Source organism: Dellaglioa sp. CoH-55-MRSF-8 (genome assembly GCF_056782195.1).
This window is the reverse complement of record NZ_JBXAYH010000002.1, coordinates 344,097-362,829: the sequence shown is the minus strand read 5'-3', so window position 1 is coordinate 362,829 and position 18,733 is coordinate 344,097. Positions and strand designations below refer to the sequence as shown.

Annotated in this window: 19 protein-coding genes, 13 tRNA genes, 1 rRNA gene and 1 other annotated feature; of the genes, 29 read left to right on the top strand and 4 right to left on the bottom strand. The window is 33.2% G+C overall.

Annotated features, from left to right (window positions below):
- From rrf to AC1RPW_RS03555, 26 genes are all read left to right on the top strand, one after another.
- Positions 1 to 76, top strand: a 5S ribosomal RNA gene (gene rrf / locus AC1RPW_RS03680); the annotation flags it as partial.
- Positions 77 to 93: 17 nt separating this feature from the next.
- Positions 94 to 166 (top strand) — tRNA-Asn (locus tag AC1RPW_RS03675).
- 17 nt (positions 167 to 183) lie between these two features.
- A tRNA-Ser gene (locus AC1RPW_RS03670) sits at positions 184 to 272 on the top strand.
- A gap of 9 nt (positions 273 to 281) precedes the next feature.
- Positions 282 to 353 (top strand) — tRNA-Glu (locus AC1RPW_RS03665).
- Positions 354 to 375: 22 nt separating this feature from the next.
- Positions 376 to 448, top strand: a tRNA-Val gene (locus AC1RPW_RS03660).
- A 5-nt stretch (positions 449 to 453) separates the two neighbouring features.
- Positions 454 to 526, top strand: a tRNA-Asp gene (locus AC1RPW_RS03655).
- A 6-nt stretch (positions 527 to 532) separates the two neighbouring features.
- Positions 533 to 605, top strand: a tRNA-Phe gene (locus tag AC1RPW_RS03650).
- A 17-nt stretch (positions 606 to 622) separates the two neighbouring features.
- Positions 623 to 693: transfer RNA gene (locus AC1RPW_RS03645), tRNA-Gly, on the top strand.
- A gap of 11 nt (positions 694 to 704) precedes the next feature.
- A tRNA-Ile gene (locus tag AC1RPW_RS03640) sits at positions 705 to 779 on the top strand.
- Positions 780 to 791: 12 nt separating this feature from the next.
- A tRNA-Ser gene (locus tag AC1RPW_RS03635) sits at positions 792 to 879 on the top strand.
- Positions 880 to 892: 13 nt separating this feature from the next.
- Positions 893 to 964 (top strand) — tRNA-Glu (locus tag AC1RPW_RS03630).
- Positions 965 to 976: 12 nt separating this feature from the next.
- Positions 977 to 1,050 (top strand) — tRNA-Met (locus tag AC1RPW_RS03625).
- A gap of 2 nt (positions 1,051 to 1,052) precedes the next feature.
- A tRNA-Asp gene (locus AC1RPW_RS03620) sits at positions 1,053 to 1,125 on the top strand.
- Between the two features lie 76 nt (positions 1,126 to 1,201).
- The gene (gene metK, locus AC1RPW_RS03615) at positions 1,202 to 2,389 is read left to right on the top strand and encodes a methionine adenosyltransferase (RefSeq protein ID WP_481761151.1); all 1,188 of its coding nucleotides are present in this window, start codon (positions 1,202 to 1,204) and stop codon (positions 2,387 to 2,389) included.
- Between the two features lie 63 nt (positions 2,390 to 2,452).
- Positions 2,453 to 3,916: an MDR family MFS transporter gene (locus AC1RPW_RS03610; protein WP_481761152.1), complete on the top strand. Its 1,464-nt coding sequence runs from the start codon at positions 2,453 to 2,455 to the stop codon at positions 3,914 to 3,916.
- Between the two features lie 28 nt (positions 3,917 to 3,944).
- Positions 3,945 to 4,150 (top strand) — a binding site (T-box leader).
- Positions 4,151 to 4,206: 56 nt separating this feature from the next.
- Positions 4,207 to 6,621, top strand: coding sequence for a leucine--tRNA ligase (gene leuS, locus AC1RPW_RS03605; protein WP_481761153.1), 2,415 nt, complete (start codon positions 4,207 to 4,209; stop codon positions 6,619 to 6,621).
- 154 nt (positions 6,622 to 6,775) lie between these two features.
- Entirely contained in the window at positions 6,776 to 8,425 is a 1,650-nt protein-coding gene (locus AC1RPW_RS03600) for a putative polysaccharide biosynthesis protein (RefSeq protein WP_481761154.1), read from the top strand.
- 13 nt (positions 8,426 to 8,438) lie between these two features.
- Positions 8,439 to 9,152 (top strand): pseudouridine synthase, encoded by a 714-nt coding sequence (locus AC1RPW_RS03595; RefSeq protein ID WP_481761155.1) that lies wholly within the window; start codon positions 8,439 to 8,441, stop codon positions 9,150 to 9,152.
- Positions 9,153 to 9,321: 169 nt separating this feature from the next.
- Positions 9,322 to 10,719 (top strand): dipeptidase PepV, encoded by a 1,398-nt coding sequence (gene pepV / locus AC1RPW_RS03590; protein WP_481761156.1) that lies wholly within the window; start codon positions 9,322 to 9,324, stop codon positions 10,717 to 10,719.
- 436 nt (positions 10,720 to 11,155) lie between these two features.
- Positions 11,156 to 11,926: an ATP-binding cassette domain-containing protein gene (locus AC1RPW_RS03585; RefSeq protein WP_481761157.1), complete on the top strand. Its 771-nt coding sequence runs from the start codon at positions 11,156 to 11,158 to the stop codon at positions 11,924 to 11,926.
- Positions 11,927 to 12,063: 137 nt separating this feature from the next.
- Positions 12,064 to 12,744 carry a hypothetical protein gene (locus AC1RPW_RS03580; RefSeq protein ID WP_481761158.1) on the top strand — a complete coding sequence of 227 codons (681 nt, stop codon included), beginning with the start codon at positions 12,064 to 12,066 and terminating at the stop codon, positions 12,742 to 12,744.
- A 151-nt stretch (positions 12,745 to 12,895) separates the two neighbouring features.
- A complete protein-coding gene (locus AC1RPW_RS03575; protein ID WP_481761159.1) occupies positions 12,896 to 13,405 on the top strand; it encodes a hypothetical protein in 510 nt (169 codons plus the stop codon).
- Between the two features lie 8 nt (positions 13,406 to 13,413).
- Entirely contained in the window at positions 13,414 to 13,746 is a 333-nt protein-coding gene (locus AC1RPW_RS03570; RefSeq protein WP_481762171.1) for a hypothetical protein, read from the top strand.
- A gap of 110 nt (positions 13,747 to 13,856) precedes the next feature.
- On the top strand, positions 13,857 to 14,015 hold the full coding sequence (locus AC1RPW_RS03565; protein WP_481761161.1) for a hypothetical protein: 159 nt from the start codon (positions 13,857 to 13,859) through the stop codon (positions 14,013 to 14,015).
- Positions 14,015 to 14,209 (top strand): hypothetical protein, encoded by a 195-nt coding sequence (locus AC1RPW_RS03560; protein WP_481761162.1) that lies wholly within the window; start codon positions 14,015 to 14,017, stop codon positions 14,207 to 14,209. The genes AC1RPW_RS03565 and AC1RPW_RS03560 overlap by 1 nt, the downstream gene beginning before the upstream one ends.
- Positions 14,210 to 14,539: 330 nt before the next feature.
- Positions 14,540 to 14,788 carry a hypothetical protein gene (locus AC1RPW_RS03555; RefSeq protein WP_481761163.1) on the top strand — a complete coding sequence of 83 codons (249 nt, stop codon included), beginning with the start codon at positions 14,540 to 14,542 and terminating at the stop codon, positions 14,786 to 14,788.
- 822 nt (positions 14,789 to 15,610) lie between these two features.
- Here the strand turns inward: AC1RPW_RS03555 and AC1RPW_RS03550 are convergent.
- The 4 genes from AC1RPW_RS03550 to AC1RPW_RS03535 form a co-directional block, all read right to left on the bottom strand.
- Positions 15,611 to 15,694: transfer RNA gene (locus tag AC1RPW_RS03550), tRNA-Leu, on the bottom strand.
- A gap of 8 nt (positions 15,695 to 15,702) precedes the next feature.
- Complete coding sequence (locus tag AC1RPW_RS03545; protein WP_409022736.1) at positions 15,703 to 15,981, bottom strand: hypothetical protein; 279 nt, start codon at positions 15,979 to 15,981, stop codon at positions 15,703 to 15,705.
- Between the two features lie 103 nt (positions 15,982 to 16,084).
- Positions 16,085 to 16,333 carry a hypothetical protein gene (locus AC1RPW_RS03540; protein WP_057973335.1) on the bottom strand — a complete coding sequence of 83 codons (249 nt, stop codon included), beginning with the start codon at positions 16,331 to 16,333 and terminating at the stop codon, positions 16,085 to 16,087.
- A gap of 114 nt (positions 16,334 to 16,447) precedes the next feature.
- On the bottom strand, positions 16,448 to 16,972 hold the full coding sequence (locus AC1RPW_RS03535; RefSeq protein ID WP_481761164.1) for a GNAT family N-acetyltransferase: 525 nt from the start codon (positions 16,970 to 16,972) through the stop codon (positions 16,448 to 16,450).
- Between the two features lie 104 nt (positions 16,973 to 17,076).
- Between AC1RPW_RS03535 and AC1RPW_RS03530 the strand changes: the two genes are divergently transcribed.
- The 3 genes from AC1RPW_RS03530 to AC1RPW_RS03520 all read left to right on the top strand — a co-directional run bounded on the left by AC1RPW_RS03530 (position 17,077) and on the right by AC1RPW_RS03520 (position 18,643).
- Positions 17,077 to 17,523, top strand: a complete 447-nt coding sequence (locus tag AC1RPW_RS03530) for a universal stress protein (protein WP_481761165.1) — start codon at positions 17,077 to 17,079, stop codon at positions 17,521 to 17,523.
- 114 nt (positions 17,524 to 17,637) lie between these two features.
- Positions 17,638 to 17,961, top strand: coding sequence for a hypothetical protein (locus AC1RPW_RS03525; protein ID WP_481761166.1), 324 nt, complete (start codon positions 17,638 to 17,640; stop codon positions 17,959 to 17,961).
- Between the two features lie 322 nt (positions 17,962 to 18,283).
- Positions 18,284 to 18,643 carry a hypothetical protein gene (locus AC1RPW_RS03520; protein WP_481761167.1) on the top strand — a complete coding sequence of 120 codons (360 nt, stop codon included), beginning with the start codon at positions 18,284 to 18,286 and terminating at the stop codon, positions 18,641 to 18,643.
- Positions 18,644 to 18,733: the final 90 nt, after the last annotated feature.

Here is an 18,733-nt window from a genome sequence, read left to right as displayed (position 1 = left end):
CGAACACAGAAGTTAAGCTTCTTAGCGCCAAGAGTAGTTGGGGGTCGCCCCCTGCGAGGGTAGGACGTTGCCATGCTTTTTTTATTATTTTATTCCGGCATAGCTCAGTTGGTAGAGCGCTTGACTGTTAATCAAGATGTCGCAGGTTCGAGTCCTACTGCCGGAGTTTTTATTTTGTAATGTGGAGAATTGTCTGAGTTGGTCTAAGGAGCATGATTGGAAATCATGTAAACGGGTTTCCTGTTTCAAGGGTTCGAATCCCTTATTCTCCGTTGCAAATTGACCCGTTGGTCAAGTGGTTAAGACACCGCCCTTTCACGGCGGTAACATGGGTTCAAATCCCGTACGGGTCATATAAAGTAAATAGTGTATGTTGGAGGTTTAGCTCAGTTGGGAGAGCGTCTGCCTTACAAGCAGAGGGTCACAGGTTCAAGCCCTGTAACCTCCATCGAAGGTCCTATGGTATAGGGGTTATTACGTCCGCCTGTCACGCGGAAGATCACCGGTTCAAATCCGGTTAGGACCGTTTAATGGCTCAGTAGCTCAGTTGGTAGAGCAATGGATTGAAGCTCCATGTGTCGGCAGTTCGATTCTGTCCTGCGCCATTTATTTATAATATTTTGCGGGTGTAGTTTAGTGGTAAAACCACAGCCTTCCAAGCTGTTGTCGCGAGTTCGATTCTCGTCACCCGCTTTTATGATTTTGGGCCTATAGCTCAGCTGGTTTAGAGCGCACGCCTGATAAGCGTGAGGTCGATGGTTCGAGTCCATTTAGGCCCATCAATAATTTATGGAGAAGTACTCAAGTGGCTGAAGAGGCGCCCCTGCTAAGGGTGTAGGTCGTGAAAATGGCGCGAGGGTTCGAATCCCTCCTTCTCCGTTTTTCGTGTTATGACCCGTTGGTCAAGTGGTTAAGACACCGCCCTTTCACGGCGGTAACATGGGTTCAAATCCCGTACGGGTCAGTTTAATATTATCGCGGGATGGAGCAGTCTGGTAGCTCGTCGGGCTCATAACCCGAAGGTCGTAGGTTCAAATCCTGCTCCCGCAATTGGTCCTATGGTATAGGGGTTATTACGTCCGCCTGTCACGCGGAAGATCACCGGTTCAAATCCGGTTAGGACCGTCACAGGTATTATTGGAACCTAAACTTTTATAGTTGAGGTTCTTTTTTTAATTTTATTTACTTTAAGGAGATAAAAATGACTGAAAAACATCTATTCACGTCAGAATCGGTATCAGAGGGTCATCCGGATAAGGTTGCAGATCAAATAAGTGATGCAATATTAGATGCACTTTTAGAAAAGGATCCTAATGCTAGGGTTGCTTGCGAAACAACTGTAACAACTGGTTTAGTTCTTGTAGTTGGTGAAATATCAACAAATGCCTACGTTGATATTCAGCAGGTAGTAAGACGAACTATTAAGGAAATTGGATATATTAATTCACAAGTTGGTTTTGATGGTGATAATTGTGCTGTTATGGTTGCTATAGATGAACAATCTCCTGATATTGCATTAGGTGTTGATACATCTTTAGAAACTAAAAACGGTGATTTAGATCCTTTAGATCAGATTGGTGCAGGTGATCAAGGATTAATGTTCGGATATGCGGTAGACGAAACACCGGAACTCATGCCATTACCGATTTCAATTAGTCACAAATTAATGCAACGTGTTGCAAGTTTACGAAAAAATAAGGAATTAGAATACTTAAGACCTGATGCTAAGGCACAGGTAACTGTTGAATATAATGATAAAGGTCAACCATTTAGAATTGACACTGTTGTTATTTCTACACAACATGATGAAAAAACGGAATTGAAACAAATTCAAGATGATATGATTGAAAAAGTAATTAAAGTTATTATTGACCCTGATTTGTTGGATTCAGATACAAAGTATTATATTAATCCAACCGGACGATTTGTTATCGGTGGTCCAAAGGGTGATGCTGGACTTACTGGAAGAAAAATAATTGTTGATACATATGGTGGATATGCACATCATGGTGGAGGTGCTTTCTCCGGTAAAGATGCAACAAAAGTTGATCGTTCAGCTAGTTATGCTGCTCGCTATATTGCAAAAAATATAGTTGCAGCTAAAATTGCATCACAGGTTGAGGTTCAACTTGCGTATGCAATTGGGGTTGCTCAACCTGTATCAATTAATATTAATACATTTGGTACATCTAAATATGACGAATTGGATTTAGTTCAAGCTGTTCGTAAAATTTTTGATTTACGGCCTGCAGGAATTATTGAAATGTTAGACTTACGTCGCCCAATATATAAACAGACAGCAGCATATGGTCATTTTGGTCGTACAGATATTGACTTACCTTGGGAAAAAACAGATAAGATTAAAAGTTTACTTAACGAATTAAATTAAAATAAAAAATGACTTTATTAAATATCATTTTAATAGAGTCATTTTTTATTTAGGAGGTACTTTATGAATTCAAAAACAAATGTAAAATTAGTTACAATTGCTATATTTGTAGCAACATTTTTAACAGCCGTTGAAGGAACAATTGTTTCAACAGCTATGCCAACTATTGTTGGTGAACTTCATGGTGTTTCATTAATGAATTGGGTTTTTTCAATATATTTATTAACTAATGCCATGATGACACCAATATACGGTAAGCTCGCAGATGTTTTAGGACGTAAACCAGTATTTATTTTTGGTCTTGTCATATTTTTGGTTGGTTCAACTCTCTGTGGATTTTCTAATAGTATGGCCACATTAATTATTTCGCGGGCTATTCAAGGTATCGGGGCGGGTGCTATAATGCCAGTGTCATTTACTATAATTGCTGATATTTATTCTGTGGACAAACGTGCTAAAATAATGGGATTAAACGGATCTGCTTGGGGTATAGCGTCAATAGTTGCACCATTGTTAGGTGGTTTCATTGTTGATCATCTTAATTGGCACTGGGTATTTTTCATTAATTTACCTATTGGGTTAGTGACGATAGCAATGATACAAATTTTTTTCAAAGAAAAGCGAAGAATTATGAGTTCAAAAATAGATTTTTTAGGCAGTATATTATTAATGCTTAGTATTTTATCTATTTTATATAGTTTTCAACGTTGGGGCGATGATGGTATAGACCTGATTGTTTTAATTTCTTTCTTTATATTTATTATGTCGCTTTTATTATTTATTCAATGGGAAAAAAGAGTTGAAGATCCAATTATTTCATTGAAACTTTTTAATAATAGAACATTTGTGATTCAAAATGTAGTAGCAGCATTAATATCTGGATTTTTAATTGGATTTGAAGTTTATATACCAACATGGACTCAAGGAATATTAGGATTAAAAGCATCAATGGCAGGATTTGCAGTAACACCCAGTTCCATCTTATGGATAGCTGGTTCCTTTTTTGCTGGAAGTATGATGGCAGCTTGGACACCAAAAAAAGTTTTATCGATTAGTCTATTTTTTATTTTAGTGGGTGCCATTGCACTAGGTACTTTGCCTATAAATACACCTTTTTATCTTTTCTTTATCATTTCGGCTGTACTAGGGATTGGATTTGGGATTACCATTACAACTACGACAGTTACTGCACAGAGTTTAGTACCACAGGCTGACGTAGGTGTGGCTACATCATTTAATACTTTAAGTCGTACATTAGGACAAACATTAATGATTTCAGTCTTTGGGATCATATTTAATACACAAATGCATAAGGAAATAGTAAAAACACCTGGAACAAAGGACAGCATGATGGATATTTTAATTAATCCGCAAACGGCTAACCAACTACCGCAACATTTAATACCAAAATTACGTGAAGTTTTGTATCAAGGTCTTCATGGGATATATATAGCAGGTATTTTTATTGTAATTCTTGCAATTATTATTAATTTATTCGATAAAAAGACTAAAGATTATTTGCAATAACAGGGTTCGTTTGCTACACTAAAAATAATATAAAACGATTAAGAGGAACTAGTAAAGTAACTAACTATTTCAGCGAGTATATGGGAGTGGAAATATACATAGTTGGTTATTTGAACTCATCCTTGAGTTTTCTCACTGAACGGTAGTAGGTGCGAACGTTATTTCACGTTATGAAAAAGAGTCAGTATTTTATACTGGAATAATAGGTGGTACCGCGGAAAATTCGTCCTATAGAAGTTTATCTTCTATAGGACTTTTTTGTATATATAATCAGAAAGGAAGTAATACACATGGCATATAACCATAAAGAAATCGAACAAAAATGGCAAGCATTTTGGGATGCAAATCAGACATTTAAAACGACTGAAGATCCTGAAAAGAAAAATTATTATGCATTAGATATGTTTCCGTATCCATCCGGGCAAGGACTTCATGTTGGACATCCAGAAGGTTTCACGGCTACAGATATTTTGGCTCGAATGAAGAGAATGCAAGGATTTAATGTCTTACATCCAATGGGATGGGATGCCTTTGGTCTTCCAGCTGAACAGTATGCACTTGATACTGGACATAGCCCTAAAGCATTTACTAAAACGAATACTGATAATTTTAGGCGTCAAATTAAATCCTTGGGACTTTCATATGATTGGAGTCGTGAGTTAAATACGACTGATCCTGATTATTATAAATGGACACAATGGATTTTTGAAAAATTATATGAAAAAGGTTTAGCGTATGAAGATGAAGTTGCCGTTAACTGGAGTCCTGATTTAGGAACTGTTGTTGCTAATGAAGAAGTTATTGATGGTAAAACAGAACGTGGCGGGTACCCAATTGTCAGAAAACCAATGCGCCAATGGGTCTTAAAAATTACTGCTTATGCTGATCGCTTACTTTCAGATTTAGACGATTTAGATTGGCCAGATAGCATCAAAGAGCAACAAAGAAATTGGATTGGAAAATCAACTGGTGCTAGCGTTAACTTTAAAGTCGATCAACATGATGATATAAAAATTGATGTCTTTACGACACGTCCTGAAACTATTTATGGTGTTTCTTATATTATTGTCGCACCAGAATTAGATATAATTGATAAAATTACTATTGATTCTCAAAAGGATGCTGTTAAGGCTTATCAAAAAGAAATAGAAGTTAAGTCAGATTTAGAGAGAACTGATTTAGCTAAAGATAAAACTGGGGTATTTACTGGTTCTTACGCAATAAATCCTGTAAATGGTAAAAAATTACCAATTTGGATTGCTGATTATGTTCTAGCATCGTATGGAACTGGTGCTGTTATGGCAGTACCTGCACATGATGAAAGAGATTTCGAATTTGCAACTAAATATGGATTGGATATTTTACCCGTTATAGAAGGACCTGAAATAACTGATGAAGCAAATACTGAACCTGGTAAATATATTAATTCTGGTTTTTTAAATGGCTTAGTGAAAGCTGATGCTATCGAAAAAGCTATTGCTTGGATGGAAGATAATAACATTGGTGAAAAGAAAACAAATTATAAATTACGTGATTGGTTATTTTCAAGACAACGATATTGGGGTGAACCAATTCCTATTATTCACTGGGAAGATGGCGAAACAACAACAGTCCCTGTAGATCAGTTACCACTTGAATTACCTGAAGCAACGGATATTAAACCCTCTGGAACAGGTGAGAGTCCATTAGCCAACTTAACTGACTGGATTAATGTTGTCGACGAAAATGGGCGTAAAGGTAAACGTGAAACGAATACGATGCCACAATGGGCTGGTAGTTCATGGTACTTTGTTCGTTTTATTGATCCACATAACCCTAATGAAATTGCTGACCATAAAAAGTTAGAAGAATGGTTACCTGTTGACGTTTATGTTGGGGGTGCAGAACATGCTGTGTTACATTTGCTATACGCAAGGTTCTGGCATAAATTCTTGTACGATATTGGCGTTGTACCTACTAAAGAGCCGTTCCAAAAGTTAGTTAATCAAGGGATGATTTTGGGCGATAATCATGAAAAAATGTCTAAGTCTAAAGGTAACGTGGTTAATCCAGATGATATCGTTGAACGTTTTGGTGCGGATACTTTGCGCCTTTATGAAATGTTTATGGGTCCATTAGATGCCTCAATTGCTTGGAGCGAAGATGGGTTAAATGGTTCGCATAAATTTATTGAACGTATTTGGCGTTTAATTATGGATGAAGATAATCAAATTAGCGCAGCTATTGTTGATAAAAATGATGGTGAACTTGATAAGATTTATAATCAAACAGTAAAAAAAGTAACTGAAGATTACGAAGCACTTCATTTTAATACAGCTATTTCACAATTGATGATTTTTGTTAATGAAGCTTTTAAAGTTAAATCGTTAGCTAAAGAACAAGTTGAAGGATTTATTCAATTGATTGCACCAATAGCGCCACACATGGCTGAAGAAGTTTGGTCGTTGTTAGGAAATAAGGAATCAATTAGTTATGCTGCATGGCCAATATTTGATGAAAGTAAACTTGTTGAAAATACAGTTGAAATTGTCTTACAAGTAAATGGTAAAGTGCGTCAACATAGCGTGGTTTCAAAAGATGCAACTAAAGATGAATTAGAAAAAATGGCTTTAAATGATGACAAAATTAAAGAAGAACTTGAAGGTAAAACAATTCGAAAAGTAATTGCTGTCCCTGGTAAGTTAGTTAATATTGTCGCAAATTAAAGCTTTAATTTAAGTAAACGGGGACTACAAAATTATCGATATTTTGTGGTTCCTATTTATTTTTGGTTAAAATTCAAAAAATAAATTGCAACTGAATTTTAAAAGCTATAAAATGGTAAGATTAAGTATGATCAGAAAGTAGGGTACAAAAGTAATGGATGAAGATATCGAAGTAGAGGGCCAAGCAGCTTCTGAACAAAATGACGCTAAACAAAAGATGTTGCAAGGATCAGCTTGGATGACTGCTGGTAGTATTTTTTCAAGAGTTTTAGGGGCAATTTATATTATTCCATGGAATATGTGGTTGGGACCAGATAGATTACAAGCTAATGCACTTTATAGTATGGGTTATAACGTTTACAGTTTCTTCTTAATGATTGCTGTTGCTGGTGTTCCTTCAGCCGTAGCTAAGCAGGTTGCGCATTACAATGCACAAAATGAATATGGTATTGGAAGACGCCTATTTAAATATGGGATGGCTTTAATGGCGATTATGGGTGTAGTCTGTGCAGTAATATTATGGATTATCGCACCATACATTACAAGTGGTGATAAGAATGTGATTCCAGTCTTTAGATCCTTATCTTGGGCATTATTGATTATTCCTATGATGAGTTTAATACGAGGCTTTTTTCAAGGCTATCAGGAAATGGCTCCGTCAGCAATTTCACAGTTCTTTGAACAAATTGCTCGAGTTATTTATATGCTTGCCGCAACTTTTATCATCATGAAAATTAGTCATGGTAGTTATATTACAGGTGTAACGCAGTCAACTTTTGCGGCTTTTATTGGGGCCTTAGGCGGAATGCTAGTTTTAGTATGGTATTTTTATCGTCGAAAACCAGAATTGGATCGATTAGTTGCCAATAGTGATAATAAGTTAACAATTTCTACCAAACAAATTATTAAAGAAGTTATCAGGGAATCTATTCCTTTTATTATTATTGGCGCTGCCATTACGATTTTTGGATTGATTGATCAGTATACCTTCTTTGGTATTATGAGCCATGTTACAAACTACTCACGAACGATTCAAAATGAACTGTGGGCATTATTTAGTTTTAATGCTAATAAATTAGTTATGATTATTATTTCTATTGCGTCTGCCATGTCTATTACAGCTATTCCGTTATTATCTGAGGCATATACAAGAAATGATAAAAAGGCTTTGAGTGAACAAACTTCTGACACCTTACAATTGTTCTTTTTCGTAATGTTACCTTGTGCCTTAGGGATGGCAGCTGTTGCTCACCCACTATATGTTGTTTTCTATGGGTATGATCCAGTTGGAATCTATGTTTTACAATTTTCAGCGTATGAATCAATCTTCTTAGGATTATTCACAGTTGTTTCTGCTATTTTACAAGGTGTTTATCAAAATAAAAAAGCAATTATATATTTTGTCGTTGGAGTGGTAGTTAAATTAATTGTTCAATATCCATTAGTAGCTTGGTTAGGTGCCTTTGGGCCATTAGCAGCTACAGGGATCGGGATGGGCGTAAGTTCATGGCTAATGATTCGCTCATTACACAAAATGTTCCATTTAAATGTAAAATTAATACAAACAAGATTAAATAAAATGATGCTTTATGCACTAATAACATTTTTTACCGCATTTATAGTAGTAAAAATTGCTTATCTATTTTTACCAATAGACAGCCGAATTAGTGCAATTATCACAATTATTGCTGCCGCTGGATTAGGTGGCTACATATATATTTACTTCAGTTTAAAAACAAGATTAGCCGACAAAATATTGGGCGAACGGGTTGCTGGATTACGCCGTAGATTGAGAATTAAGTGAGGTTTAATTTAAAATGAGAATTGATAAATTTTTGACGGAAACGCAATTTGGTACAAGAAGTGATGTTCGAAAAATTATTAAACAGAAGAAAGTGATTGTTGATGGCGAGTTAATCACTAGCATTAAACTTCAGGTTAGTCCATCAAAATCGGTTATTCAGGTAGATGGTGATGTAATTCACTATCAAAAATATTATTATTATCTTTTAAATAAACCAGCAGGTGTGTTAACGGCAACTAAAGATAGGAAACAAAAGACAGTGATGGATTTGTTCAATAGCGTCGATTATCGGGATGATTTATTTCCAGTTGGACGGTTGGATAAGGATACAACTGGACTATTGCTTATTACAAATGATGGACAATTAGGTCATCAGATGTTGTCACCAAAACATCATATCGATAAAGTGTACTTTGCTAAAGTTGATGGGCAAGTGACTACTGACGATGTGATTAAATTTGAAACCGGATTGCTATTAAAAGATGGGATGCAAACTAAACCTGCAAAATTAATTGTTGAATCTTATAATAGTGATTCAAATATCTCAGAAGTTTTAATTACGATTACTGAAGGTAAGTATCATCAAATCAAACGAATGTTTGGAGCTATCGGTATGAAAGTTATCAGACTTGAACGTAAAAAAATGGCTACTTTAGAGTTAGAACCAACGCTATCGTTAGGCCGCTATCGTGCTTTAACAGATGAAGAAATTGAATCAATCAAATAGAAAATTGTTGGCGTAACTAGCCAGCAATTTTTTATTATTTTATTTGTTTTTGATGTTCCTTTATTGAGTAGTAAGGTCTATCAATATATCTAACTGAATACGCTTTTAAATACCGATTATTAAAATTTTGTGATAAAATGGGCTTACTAATATTTTAGGAGGAATTCAAATGAGTATAGATTGGAAAGCAGAAGTTGAAAAGCGTCAAGACGCCTTATTAGAAGATTTATTTGCAATGTTAAAAATTGAAAGTGTTCGTGATGAATCAATTGCAACAACTGAAGCACCTTTAGGTCCAGGACCTAAAGCTGGGTTAGATAAATTCTTAGAAATTGGAACGCGTGATGGTTTTGAAACATTAAACCTTGATGGTTTAGCCGGACATATCGAATTTGGTGAGGGGGATGAAACGTTAGGTATTTTAGCTCACGTTGACGTTATGCCTGCTGGTAACGGTTGGGATACTGATCCATTCACACCAGTCGTGAAAGATGGTCGAATTTATGCTCGCGGTGCCTCAGATGATAAAGGACCAGGAATGGCTGCATATTATGGTTTAAAAATCATTCAAGAATTAGGATTACCAGTTTCTAAAAAAGTTCGATTTATTATTGGAACGGATGAAGAAAGTGGTTGGAGAGGAATGACTCATTACCTTGAAAATATGCCTGAACCTGATTTTGGATTTTCACCAGATGCATTTTTCCCAATCATTAATGGTGAAAAGGGAAATATTACTTACTTCTTAAACTTTAAAGGATCAAATGGAGATAAGGATCAATTGCTTGAATTTGATGCTGGCCTCCGTGAAAATATGGTTCCTCGCGATGCTAAAGCTGTTATTAAAACAGAAGACGGCGCTGAGATGGAAGAAGTATTTAACGATTTTATTGCTGCTAATATTGTTACAGGTAAAATGGAACGCAATAATGATATTGTGACTATCTCGATGGTAGGAAAAGCAGCCCATGCACAAGAACCTAAAAATGGAGAAAATGCCGGAACTTTCTTGGCATTATTCTTGAACCAATTTAATTTTGGTGGGGATGCTGCTAACTATCTTCGTTTGGCTGCTGATTACTTACACAGAGATTCACGTATGAACAACTTTAGTATTGCCTTCACTGATGATATCATGGGCGATTTAACGATGAATTCTGGAATTTTCACATTTAAAGCTGATAAAGGTGGACAAATTGCCTTGAATTTCCGCTTCCCTAAAGGTATGACGGAAGTAGATATTAAACGTGGTCTTGAAAATGTAACAAATGAAATGAATGTTGTAATTGAAGCAGGTAGGTTACAAGGACCTCATTACGTTTCACCAGAAGATCCTTTGGTTAAAACATTATTAGGTGTTTATACGAAACAAACTGGCGAAAAAGCTGAAGGTTTAGTCGTTGGTGGTGGGACGTATGGTCGTCTCCTAAAACGTGGTGTTGCTTTTGGTGCAATGTTCCCAGGTGTACCTGATACAATGCATCAGGCCAATGAATTTATTCCTTTAGATGACGTGCTGAAAGCTGCTGCCATATATGCTGAAGGAATATACGAATTGATCAAGTAAATAATTAATTTTATATACTTGTATGATACTAATATACATTTAGGATGGCTTTTTTTAAAAGATTTATCATCTTTAAAGTATCGTTAATATGTAATCATTTGTAAAAAATAATGTAACCTATACCCCTAATGTTGAAAAACGTTAGGGGTATTTTTATGATTAAATTTCCACTTTAATACAAAATTTAAACCGTTTAAACATAGTTAATGGGAACTAAATTGAAGACGTAAGTTAGTAAACAGTATGGTATCAGTAGAAGCGTATTTTCAGTCTTCGTCACAATATTTGAATTAAAACTTCAAAATATTATGTAAGCGATTAACATGGTGTTATAATAATTCTGGTTCAAAGTTTGTTTTTAGTTTACTATGTATCAGATTATATTCAATTTGTTCGTGGATAGAATGAAAAATAGTCACTTTTATGAGGTGGTCAAATGAAGTTAGTAGTAGATAATGTATCAAGAGGAAGTATTCTAAAAGACGTTTCTTTTTATCTCAATCAAGGAGATAAAATTGCTCTCGTTGGTTTAAATGGATCAGGAAAAACAACCATTCTGAATATTATGATGGAGTTATTAATGCCATCAACGGGGAAAATAATTAAAACTAATGTTAAATTAGCGACTGTTTTTCAAAACAATGTTCTTGATGATGATTTGACCGTTATTCAAAACTTACGTTTCAGAATTAAAAATAAAGAAAAAATAAAAAGTATTCAGGAAAAAATGAAAAACTTGAACATCAATGAGTCCTTAAAGTATTCTAGCTTATCTGGTGGGCAGAAACGTATTGTTAATTATTTAAGAGCGATTGCTGTAGAGCCGAATTGCTTACTATTAGATGAAATGTCAGCTGGAATTGATGTTGATATACGTCAATTAATTTGGAATGATCTTGATGAGTATTTAAAAGAGAATAATTGTGGTGTGTTATTTACTACTCATCTATTAAGCGAATTAGAAAATGCCAATAAAATTATTTTCGTATCAAATGGAACTGTTAAATATTTTGGAGAAATGGTTACATTTATGAATAAAATTTCAAAAGTTAAATTAATTTTGAATAAAACTGAAGATGATAGGTATTTTAATACGTCTGCAGAAGCAGTGAGATTTATTGAAGATAATCATTTGATAAATGAAAACTTTGAAATAAGAAAGGCAACCTATACTGACTTATTTAAAAATATGGAGGAAGGAATTTAAGGATGAATAAACAGTTTATTCAAAGAAACATTCTAATTTTCATAAAAGATAAAGTTGGTATCTTTTTTTCATTTTTAGGTATGGTTATAAGTCTTGTAATTTATATATTTTTTCTTCGCTCTAATTTAGTCGATTCTTTGGCTGGAATTAATCATAGTGAACAGTTTATTGATACATGGATGATTTCTGGGTTGATTTCTATTGTCTCAATGACTAGTACACTAATCGCATTTGGTCAAAAACTGGAAGATAAAAAGAATAAGAGATTAGATGATTTTATTGTTAACAGTCAAATAAAAAGTAGTACAATTAATCAATTGTATACTTTGACGTCAGTCATGGAAGGTATTGTGTCGACATTTATTTTCTCATTAATATGTTATGCGTATCTATCTCTAACTTATCATTATAATGCTTATAATGTAACATTTTTTGTAGTATTTCTATTTAATGTTTTACTAATTGTATTTTCAAGTTTACTGTTTTCATTGGTGACAGATTTTTTAAATACTACGTCTAGTTTTTCATCATTGTCAGCAATTGTTGGTACTATGTCCGGTTTTCTTTCAGGAACTTATATTGTTTATGGGGATCTTCCAGCTTTTATGCAGCATACTTTAAAATTGTGGCCTGGTTATCAAATCGCAGCTATTGCACGCTATGAAAGTATTAAAAATATCAGGATAGGAAATAACTCTATTTTGTTCTCGTCACTAGGAATTAGTTCTGATTTTTTGCAAGCTATACTTATAACGATTATATTTGGAATACTACTAATAATTATTTCAATATTTACAAATGTTTATCATAAAGATTGATTTTAATTTGAAAAAAAGAACCTTATGTTACCTATATGTTAATATCAGTTCTGCTAATTTCAAAGAGTTGATTATAAAGAAAATTAATAAATAGAGGATGAAAACAAATCAAAAAGAGATACTCGAGGGTGGCGATTAAAATATTCGTTCAATGCAACGAAATTTAAATAAAAATTATACAGCTTATTTTGGTATTCTACCTAGCGATGGTATTTATGGAACGAGAAACATATGTTTACACGCTAAAAGAAACAAAATAAATAATTTCTATGTTTCAAATATGTCAACGGGATGGAGTGGAAACTTAGGGTTCCCAATGCCTGAGGGTTGGGACTTTGATCAATTTACTGAATATACGCATGGTGGAGTTGATATTGATCAAGTCTCTTCATCAGGTAAGGATTTAGGCTGTAAGAATTTTGATGTATCGGAGGATATATCTGTAAATAAGGTGACACATCGATTTATTAAATCAGTGCAAATGTTAAATTCTTTTAAAGATATAACATTTGAAATGGGAAAAACATATGGTCCTACGGTTCTTCCAGGGATAGATGCATGGCTTACAGTTAAAGATAGTTGGAGTGTAGAGACAGGAAATTCATCTTCTCCATTTACCATTCACAATGGTAAATGGAGAGTTCTTTTCAAAATGATATAGCTGATATAATGAAGATTAAATATGGTGTTATTAATTATTTAGATACCATGGGAATAGTTAATCGTATTGCGGGTAATCTCCAAAACGGGATGTTAATAATGGGAGTTGCAACAAGGGCAGAAGAACCTTGGCAAATTGGTATGAAGATAACGTATAATGAATCATATACAGAGGGTGATGAAAGTAATAAAATATCAGATACGATTGAAATTTATTATAAGCAACCAGTGGTTAGTCCCATATATCCCGAAGTTTCGTATAATTATGTTTATGATATAGTTAGTGGATTGGAAATTGTCGGAGCATGGATTGTTATTGGTCAGCGGTTATCATGGCTGTAGCGTTTGTTGCTTCTATACCAGAATTATTAGTAGCAGCTCCAGCAGTTGCTGCTTTTGGACTTTTGGTTGATACATTGCCACAAGAATAAAGAATATAGGAGATAATATAGATGGCAATTCCAGCAATGCTAACGGTGTTATTATTTGTGTTTATGATGAATTTATATCTTACTCTTTCTATAGTAAGGATAAAAAAGTCAATAAATAATGGTAATAAAAAGATTGAGAAAGAAAAAGATAGATTAAAAGAATTTAGAGGAGATAAATAATGAGCGAGCCTAATTTATTTATTATTTTATTTGTATTATTTTTAATCTTTATCGTACAATTTGTATATTTTTTAAATATTAAAAATAAATTGCTTGAATTATCGTATGAAATAACTAAAATTAGGGAAGAATTACTAAACATAACAATTGTTAAAGTTTTGAATTTAGAAAAAAAATTAAAAGATAAAGAATAAATGTATGATAAAAAACAAGGTATTCAGATATATTTCTGATCCCCTTGTTTTTTATCTAAAGTAGGTAGACAACAAACTGAATAGTTTAGTGTCTATACTGAGTATGTAGTATAATTACTACGATAAGTTAGTCTTAAAACTTAGACATTAAACAACTACATAAATAAAGCGTAGATATGAATGTGTATCAACGTTATTTAATATATTTTTGAAGGAAAGATAGAAACTGGAATGAGAAAAGCATTAGTTAAACATTTACATTTTAATGATACAGTTGCTTATTGGACAGCACATACGATTGTTTTTATTTACCTGTAAGGAGATGAACTAATGCAAATACAACCTATTTTTTGGGCAATTATCGCGATATTAATAACAGTTTTCTTTCCTTCACGCCAATGGTTAGAACGACATCATTTAGATTATTTTATTCTTGTTACGTACGTAATAATATTAATAGTAATGGTTGTAGCCATACCTTATAGAAAAAGTACTGGCTTGAATGAGATTTATATTGTGAGTGCTTTTATCATCTATGAACTAGGCTATTTATTTATATATAAAAGATTAAAAAAATAAATTAACGTGAGAAAAAATTGTAGAAGAACATTTCTACAATTTTTTATTTGATTAGATAATTTAAAAAGCAAACTCTTTAATAATTAAGGAGTTTGCTTTTTTGTTAAACAGAGTGTATTAAATCAGGTATTGATCTACCATATTTTATTAGCTTGGTATAAATATCAGGGTCTGTATGAGGTAGGTCTTTCCTGTCTGTATATATATAATTACCGAACGGGTCTGTATAGACGATACAATATACACAGTGCCTAGACATGCCCATATCAGGTAACGGATAGCTCATCGTTATTGGTTCACTTGCTAAGGCGAGAATCCTAGGGGTACCAAAATCATTGTGGTTTTTAAAAAACTGCTTAAAATCAGGTAACACGACAGAACTTTCATTCATAGTAGGAATGATGATAACATCATGAATAACATAATTTGAATAGTTTGTAATGGTTACCTGAGGTATCCCTGTTTCAGTAGAGTAAGAACTAGCAGATGCCGTAATACGCGATGATATTTGAATAATATTTTTTTGCCTTTCATATTGTTCTTGACGCTTACTTATTTTATTGCTGTTGTGAGAAAGAAATAGCACTAAATATTGCGGCGGAGGCAGCAAAAATGGCTGGTAAAGTCGCAACGAAAGATTGTAAATAAGTCATAGTATTTTTTCTCCTTTTTAAATAGTATATGAAACATATTCATTTTATTAATTAAAAAATCCAACTCGTAAATAAATACGAATTGGATCAATATATACGGTAAATTAGATGTTAACCACACAAAAACCACATAAAAGTTGGTTAAACGATGGTATATCAATGATAACAATGCGCCTGACAGGAATCGAACCTGCACTTGGAAACCCAAACAGCGATCTGAACGCTGCGCGTCTGCCAGTTCCGCCACAAGCGCAAAATAAATTACTTTGAAAACTCAATAACAGTACCGTAGCCATGTAAAACTAAGAATCTTGGGGCAATCGTTACACGAACAGTTTGTGGTTCGAAATGAACGTTAATAATCCCGTCGCCACCTTTATTAATTGCGCGTTCTGCTAGTTCTGCTTGGACACGATCATATAAGGTATCAAAATCATCTACACGATCAATTTCATCGGCTTCTAGTACAATCTTGGCTGTCGCATTAACGATGCCTTTAATAGCATAAGAACGGTTAACATCTCCGGTTGTTAAGAACATATAAATCACTCCTTGAGTAATAGTTTAAGATAAAAATGCTAGATTGACAAGGATTAAAAAAACTAGCCTCAAGAGTTAGTCTCAACTAGGCTAGTTTTGTAGGTTACATGAAGATACGGTAGTTACGTTTATTAATTGAAATTAATTCTTTAGCCTTACTCTTTGAACTGAATTTAAGTAAATTTTTGATTAAACGTTCTAATTTTTCGTCATCTTTAGAAACTTTTTCAAAAATATCATTGTCAATCTTTATTGTTAGATCTTCCTTTTTGCTTGGAACCTTAAATGTTTTAGAAGTTTCATCGCTTGTGATGAAGTTTTTCTCAAGATCTGCTAATAAATTTTTGCTCATATGTTTTCTTCCTCCAGTTTCTTACTATATTAATCATAACACCTAGATGACTAAAATCATAGGAAATGAAAAAAGATAAAAATGTTATTAAGAGAATTAGATAATAATTTTGCTTTATAAATCTAATTTTGAAAGTATTGCAGGGATGTCGACTCCATCAGGGCTTTTTAAGATTAGCGATTGTTTATCAGTGAAATTAAATTTTTCCAATAATTTTTGATTTACTTCTTCTTGTTCGTATTTCAGCGTTTGTACATTGGTAAACTGTTCAGATTTAAAAGATTTAAGCAGGGCTTTTAATAAATGTGTCGCGATACCTTGTTGTTCTTCGTTTTTCGAAACTAATAATAGACCAATCCAAACGGATTGAACTTCAGGATAATCTGTTAAAAAATCAATCATAGCTACTAATTTATCTGCTTTGAAGAAGCCCAGTGTCCATTTTTGATCACTTTTAACTGACAACGGGATCGAAGTTAAATCAGATTTTATTTCTTCAATGGCTAAATCTTGTTTACCTTGGAGTTTTAGGTAAGTAGATTGACTTTTTTCTAATTCTAACATTTGAGTTAGATCTTTTTCGGTTAACTCTCGAACCACGTAGGGGGCACTAAAAATAGAAATCCTTTTTAATAACATACTGAAAACCTTCTTTATTTCAAATTTTGTAGGTAAAACGCTAACATCTAATACAATTTTAATGATATACTGTAACTACAAATAAAAGATATGGGGTGGCAAATATGGAACAAGAATATAAAAATATTTTAGTCCCAGTTGATGGATCAGATTCAGCTGAAAAAGCATTAAAGCGTGCAGTAGAAAGTGCTAAAGCAAACCATGCACATTTAGATATTTTAAACGTAATTGATACGCGTCAATTTTCTGTAAGTTTTTCAGGAATGATGGATGGGGGCGGTTCAATCGTCTATCAGACTTTTGAAGATACAGAAGCATATATGAATGAATTAAAAGAAGATATTGTAAAAAATGGGTTTACAGATGTTGATATTCATATTCGTTTTGGTAGTCCTAAAACAGTAATTGCCAAAGATTTTATTGAAGATCATCATTCAGATTTAATTATCATGGGTCAATCTGGCTTGAAGGCAGTGGAAAGAATGTTAATGGGTGCAGTTACAAATTACGTTACTCGTTTAGCACCTTGTGATGTCTTAGTTGTTAAATAATAAAGAGGGTTGCGTAATTTAGCAACTCTTTTATTATTTATAGGACTAACTCAGTATAAAGTAAAAATGAATTAAAAAATAGTCATATTAGATTAAAAGAGAGAAGGGGTACTGGTGGAAATAGGTTTATATTTAGTTATGGCAATTTTGATTATTTATAATGTTAAGTTGTCTCTACAATTAACTAAAGTGCGTCAAGCTAATGTTAGAACTGTGGACTCACTAGGTCCTGAAGAGACTAAAATATTAGCAGACTACGCAATTGAGAAACGAAAATGGCAAGTCCTTGGCAATGGAATGTTCTTTTTAGCTCTCGTTTGCGCTTTTATTGGAACAACAATAGAAACGAGTTATTTTGTAACACTTTATGTTGTAACAATGATTGCTGTGAATCGTTCAAGAATAAGAGTCAATAAGCTGTTATTATTAGATAATTAATGTTGCATTAAAAGTCTATATCTTAAATTAAAGAATTCACAAAAGTTAGGTATAAGTAACCTAATTTTTGAGGAACTTAATATTTGGGAAAGGCTTATTTTTTTTAAATGAATAAATGTTGTGACATGTTAGCTGATCTTAGAGAGAATTTCGTATGTGTAGTGGTGCCATCCAGATGACTAACTTTATAAAAAGTAGTTTAGCATGGTAAAACAGATTTTTTAAATTAATGGTTAATAAATAGTAAAGATTCTTACTGAGCATCAATGTTTTTAAGTAACTATGATATTCTAAAATTAAGCGAAATTCCTGGAGGGTTATTGTGAAACGATTTAAATATTATTCAATTTCCTTGTTAAAGGGATTAGCGTCTTTAATTATTCTTTTAGCAATTGGAAATTTGATAGGTCCATCTAATTGGCGGTTATTAATTAATTATTATTTAATTTTGAATTTTTTAACTTTTTATCCATATAATCTCGAGTTAAATGGATTAAATAAAAAATTAGTGCAAAAAGTTAAAATTGACGAGGTAGAGGAACCACACTCTAGACAAGAAATGAATACACGTAAAGTATCAACTGAAAATTTAACGCGCTTATTAATTTATGTCATGCAATTTGCAGGGTTAATCCTAATTGCTCCTGGTCAATTCATGTATTACTATTTAATCAAAAATTGAATTTTAATGATATCTCCACTGTTGATTAGATGACAGTGGGGATATTTTTTTAGAAAATTATTTGACAAAAGAATCAAAAACACATATAGT